Annotated in this window: 5 protein-coding genes; 1 reads left to right on the top strand and 4 read right to left on the bottom strand. The window is 64.4% G+C overall.

Annotated elements, in window-relative coordinates; genetic code table 11:
- From RIF85_RS15955 to RIF85_RS14730, 3 genes are all read right to left on the bottom strand, one after another.
- The coding region (locus RIF85_RS15955; protein ID WP_375164863.1) for a maleylpyruvate isomerase N-terminal domain-containing protein at positions 1 to 146 on the bottom strand (146 nt) is incomplete at its 3' end.
- A 60-nt stretch (positions 147 to 206) separates the two neighbouring features.
- Positions 207 to 1,361 carry a cystathionine gamma-synthase gene (locus tag RIF85_RS14735; RefSeq protein WP_309072653.1) on the bottom strand — a complete coding sequence of 385 codons (1,155 nt, stop codon included), beginning with the start codon at positions 1,359 to 1,361 and terminating at the stop codon, positions 207 to 209.
- Between the two features lie 27 nt (positions 1,362 to 1,388).
- Positions 1,389 to 2,765 (bottom strand): cystathionine beta-synthase, encoded by a 1,377-nt coding sequence (locus RIF85_RS14730; protein ID WP_309072652.1) that lies wholly within the window; start codon positions 2,763 to 2,765, stop codon positions 1,389 to 1,391.
- 75 nt (positions 2,766 to 2,840) lie between these two features.
- Between RIF85_RS14730 and RIF85_RS14725 the strand changes: the two genes are divergently transcribed.
- Positions 2,841 to 3,803 carry a 3-methyladenine DNA glycosylase gene (locus tag RIF85_RS14725; protein WP_309072651.1) on the top strand — a complete coding sequence of 321 codons (963 nt, stop codon included), beginning with the start codon at positions 2,841 to 2,843 and terminating at the stop codon, positions 3,801 to 3,803.
- Positions 3,804 to 3,997: 194 nt separating this feature from the next.
- Here the strand turns inward: RIF85_RS14725 and trxA are convergent, their stop codons facing one another.
- A complete protein-coding gene (gene trxA, locus RIF85_RS14720; protein WP_309072650.1) occupies positions 3,998 to 4,393 on the bottom strand; it encodes a thioredoxin in 396 nt (131 codons plus the stop codon).
- Positions 4,394 to 4,428 lie beyond the last annotated feature (35 nt).

The raw sequence follows: 4,428 nt of genomic DNA, 5'->3' as shown, positions 1-4,428 counted from the left end.
AGTGACAGCCCGTCGATGTGCTGCAACAGGACCTCAACGGGGTACTCCCGGCACGGAGTCGGCAGTGCGAGCTGCTCATCAGCGACGCCCTTCACCAGAGCAGCCAGATGCGCCGCTGCCGGACCAAGATCAACCTGTGTGTCCATGCGACTCAGTATGCCGACAACCGCGACTCTTGTTGAGAGGTTCGCTGCCGGAGGTTCCCGTTAGAGGTTCGTGAACGCTTTCTCGAGGTCCGCGATAAGGTCTTCGACGTCCTCGATACCCACGGAGAGGCGCACGAGGTTTTCCGGTACGGCGAGCTCCGTCCCCTTCACCGAGGCGTGAGTCATTTCCGACGGGTAGTTCATCAGGGACTCAATCCCGCCGAGGGACTCCGCAAGCGTGAACAGTTCGGTGGATTCCGCGACAGTGCGCGCAGCTTGTTCACCACCCTTGAACGACACCGAGATCATTCCGCCGAAGTTCCGCATCTGACGGGCAGCGAGGTCGTGCCCCGGGTGGTCCGGCAGACCCGGGTAGTAGACCCGCTCCACTTCCGCACGGCCGGAGAGCCACTCCGCGATCGCGAGGGCGTTGGAGCTGTGCCGGTCCATGCGGACCCCGAGGGTCTTCAGCCCGCGCGTGGTGAGCCACGCTTCCATGGGCGCGGAAACCGCGCCGACCGCGAACTGCACGAAGCCCACCTTCTCGGCCAACTCCCCATCATTCAGTACGACGGCGCCGCCACTGGCATCGGAGTGGCCCCCGATGTACTTGGTGGTGGAGTGCACCACAACGTCAGCGCCGAAGGAGAGGGGCTGCTGCAGGTAGGGAGAGGCAAAGGTGTTGTCGACGACCAGCAGTGCTCCCGCGTTCTTCGCGACGGAGGCGATAGCTGCGATGTCCGTGATCTTCATCATCGGGTTGGACGGCGTCTCAACCCAGACCATGCGGGTGTTTCCGGAAGCGACCGCCTGCTCAACGGCGTCGAGGTCCGACATGTCGACTGCCGAGTTGGTGATCCCCCACTCCGACAGGATTCGGTCGATGAGACGGTAGGTGCCGCCGTATGCATCATTGCCGAGCACGATGTGATCGCCGGGACGGAGCGCAGCGCGGATCAGGGCGTCTTCCGCCGCAAGCCCGGACGAGAAGCTGAACGCGTGCGCGGCTCCCTCCAGGGCGGCGAGCTGAGCCTGCAGCGAGTCGCGGGTCGGGTTGGTGCCGCGACCATACTCATACCCGTTGCGCAGCTTGCCGATGCCGTCCTGGGCGAAGGTGGTGGTCTGGTACAGCGGGGGAATGACCGCACCTGTGGTTGGATCCGGCGTCTGCCCGGCATGGACAGCGCGTGTGTTGAAGCCGTTTCCTGAAGTCACTGGATGCTCTCCAAACGTAAGGGGGTTTTAGCTGCTCAAGTACGTCAGCAGGTCGTGGCGCGTAAGTATTCCCACGGGCGCCCCGACGAACGTCACCATCAGCGTGTCGCTTTCCTGCAGTCGTTCACGCGCCGTGGTCACCGACTCCAGCGATCCGATGATCTGCATTCTCTCCCCCATGTGCTGGGAGATTTTGTCGGTGAGCTTGGCCGTGCCGTGGAAGATCTTCTCGGTCAGGAGCCGCTCGTCAACCGATCCGAGGACCTCACCCATGACCACGGGCGGCTCCTGGGACAGGACCGGGATGTTGGAGACTCCGTACTCGTTCATGATCTGGATGACGTCGCGAACGGTCTCGTTGGGGTGGGTGTGCACCAGGTCCGGGAGAGCGCCATTCTTCGACCGGAGGACTTCGCCGACCGTTGCCTCGTCGCCGCTGTCCATGAAGCCGTAGGACTTCATCCAGTCGTCGTTGAAGATCTTGCCCAGATAACCGCGGCCGCTGTCGGGCAGGAGGACGACGACGACATCATCCGCTGTGAGGTCCTTGGCCGCCCGCAGCGCGGCCACGACCGCCATGCCCGACGAGCCGCCCACCAGGAGTCCCTCCTCACGGGCGAGCCTGCGCGTCATGGCGAAGCTTTCGGCGTCGTTCACTGGAATGATCTGGTCCGGAACCGAGGAGTCATAGGCATCCGGCCACATGTCTTCACCGACGCCCTCGACGAAGTAGGGACGACCGGTGCCTCCGGAATAGACCGAGCCCTCCGGATCAGCACCGATGATGCGCACCGGTCCCGACTCCCGGTCCTTGGAGATGTCTTTGAGGTAGCGGCCTGTGCCGCTGATGGTGCCGCCGGTGCCGACGCCGGCCACGAAGTGGGTGAGCCGCCCGTCGGTGTCCCGCCAGATTTCCGGCCCGGTGCTCTCATAGTGGCTGAGTGGGCCGTTGGGGTTGGAGAACTGGTCAGGCTTGAACGCTCCCGGGATCTCGCGGGTGAGCCGGTCCGAGACGCCGTAGTACGACTGCGGACTGTCCGGCGCCACAGCCGTTGGAGTGACCACGACCTCGGCACCATAGGCGGCAAGGACATTCCGTTTGTCCACGCCCACCTTGTCGGGGACCACGAAAATGCACTTGTACCCGCGCTGCTGGGCAACCAGAGCAAGCCCGACGCCGGTGTTCCCGGACGTGGGCTCGATGATGGTGCCGCCGGGCTTGAGCTTGCCCTCCCGCTCTGCCGCGTCGATGATCTTCACCGCGATGCGGTCCTTCACCGAACCGCCGGGGTTGATGTACTCCACCTTCACCAGAACCGTTGCGGCTATCCCCTCGGTCACCTTGTTGAGCTTGATGAGTGGGGTGTTACCGATCAGATCCACGACGGAGTTGGCAAACTTCATGGTTAACAAGGTACCGCGCGAGTGTGACAGTCCCGGACGGGCGAACTGTCGGGGGTACGTGCGAGCATTAACGGCATGACCCTCACCGCTTCCGCTCCGGCCGCTCTGTCGGCAGTTCTGGAGCCGGAGGGCGCCTACTCATTGCTGGCCTCGGTGGGCCCGCTGCAGTGCGGCCCGGGCGATCCCACGCTCATCTTCCGGGATGGAGCGGTCTGGCTTGCTTTCCGGAACGACGACGGCGCTGCCACCCTCCGCCTCAGCCAGCGAGGCGGGCTGCGCTCTGCTTCCATTTATGCGACCGCCTGGGGTCCCGGTGCCGCCCTTGCGCTTGATTCAGTCCCCCGGCTGATCGGACTCCACGATGATTGGAGCTTGTTCGATTCTCCCGGGTTTTCAGCCGGTTTGCCTGAGTTGGCGCGGAAGGGCCGCTATCTGCAGCCCGGTGTCCGGTTACCGGCAACCGGGAGGATGCTCGACGCCGTCGTGCGCGTGATCCTGGAGCAGAAGGTGACGGGGCTCGAGGCAAAGCGTGCGTGGCGGTACCTGGTGACCCGATTCGGCGATCCTGCACCGTCTGCTCCGGGTGCCCCCCGGGAACTGCGGCTGCCTCCGACGGCGGCGCAGTGGCGGCGGGTTCCGTCGTGGGAGTGGCATAAGGCCGGGGTCGATTCCAAACGGTCGGCTGCAGCCTTGCGGGCCGCCGGCGTCGCGTCCGGGCTGGAGCGGTTGGCGTCGCTGGATGCTGCCGGAGTATCCGCCGGCTTGTGCTCGATTCCGGGGATCGGGGTGTGGACCACGGCCGAAGTGTTGCAGCGGACGCACGGATCCCCCGACTCGATCTCGGTCGGGGATTTTCACCTTGCGGCGTTCGTGGGAGCGGCGCTCACCGGTGAGCGCACCGATGACGCCGGGATGATCGAATTGCTCAAACCCTGGACAGGGCAGCGCCAACGGGTCGTCCGGATGCTCTACGCAAGCGGTTTCCGGAAGCAGGCCTACGGTCCGCGGCTCTCGCCGGAGGACCACCGGCGGCGGTAGGTTCTGTTCGGACGCGGACGCAATCCTGCACCTTCTGGCCGGCCGGGCCCTTCAGCTACCCCTGCTTCCGTGGTTCTGCTCCGCCGTCCACCCCTGACTGCACTGGAACCTGCACGATTGTGCTCGCGTCCGAAAGGCACAAAGGCTCCGGCTCCCGATGTCGATGAGAGCCGGAGCCTTTGTCGTGAAGCTTGTTATGCCTGCGGCTGCGTGCCCTGGGCCTGCGCCTTGGCCTGCTGCTCGGCGACCTGCGCGTGGACTTCCTTCATGTCCAGTGCCTTGACGGCGTCAACCAGTTCACTGAACTGGCTGTTGTTCAGTGCGCCCGGCTGGGAGAAGACGAGGACCTTCTCGCGAAATGCCATCAGCGTAGGGATAGAGGTGATGCCTGCTGCCGCGGCGAGCGACTGCTCGGCTTCTGTGTCCACCTTGGCGAACGTGACGTCGCTGTGCTGCTGGGAGACGGCGTCGTACACGGGAGCAAACTGCTTGCACGGGCCGCACCATTCAGCCCAGAAATCGACGAACACAATGTCGTTCGACTCGATAGTCTCGGGGAAGGTTGCCTCTGTGATGTCAATAGTTGCCATATCTTCACGCTAACGAGAATCGGCCTGGATGTCGC

Source organism: Arthrobacter sp., assembly GCF_031179385.1.
Classification (GTDB): Bacteria; Actinomycetota; Actinomycetes; order Actinomycetales; family Micrococcaceae; genus Arthrobacter_D.
The sequence above is the reverse complement of the archived record's forward strand: the minus strand, read 5'-3'. Positions and strand labels throughout refer to the sequence as shown.

Bases quoted from the DNA above. Each gene is read 5' to 3' on its own strand.
- RIF85_RS14730 (WP_309072652.1), bottom strand. From the start codon at position 2,765: ATGAAGTTTGCCAACTCCGTCGTGGATCTGATCGGTAACACCCCACTC.
- RIF85_RS14725 (WP_309072651.1), top strand. From the start codon at position 2,841: ATGACCCTCACCGCTTCCGCTCCGGCCGCTCTGTCGGCAGTTCTGGAG.
- trxA (WP_309072650.1), bottom strand. From the start codon at position 4,393: ATGGCAACTATTGACATCACAGAGGCAACCTTCCCCGAGACTATCGAG.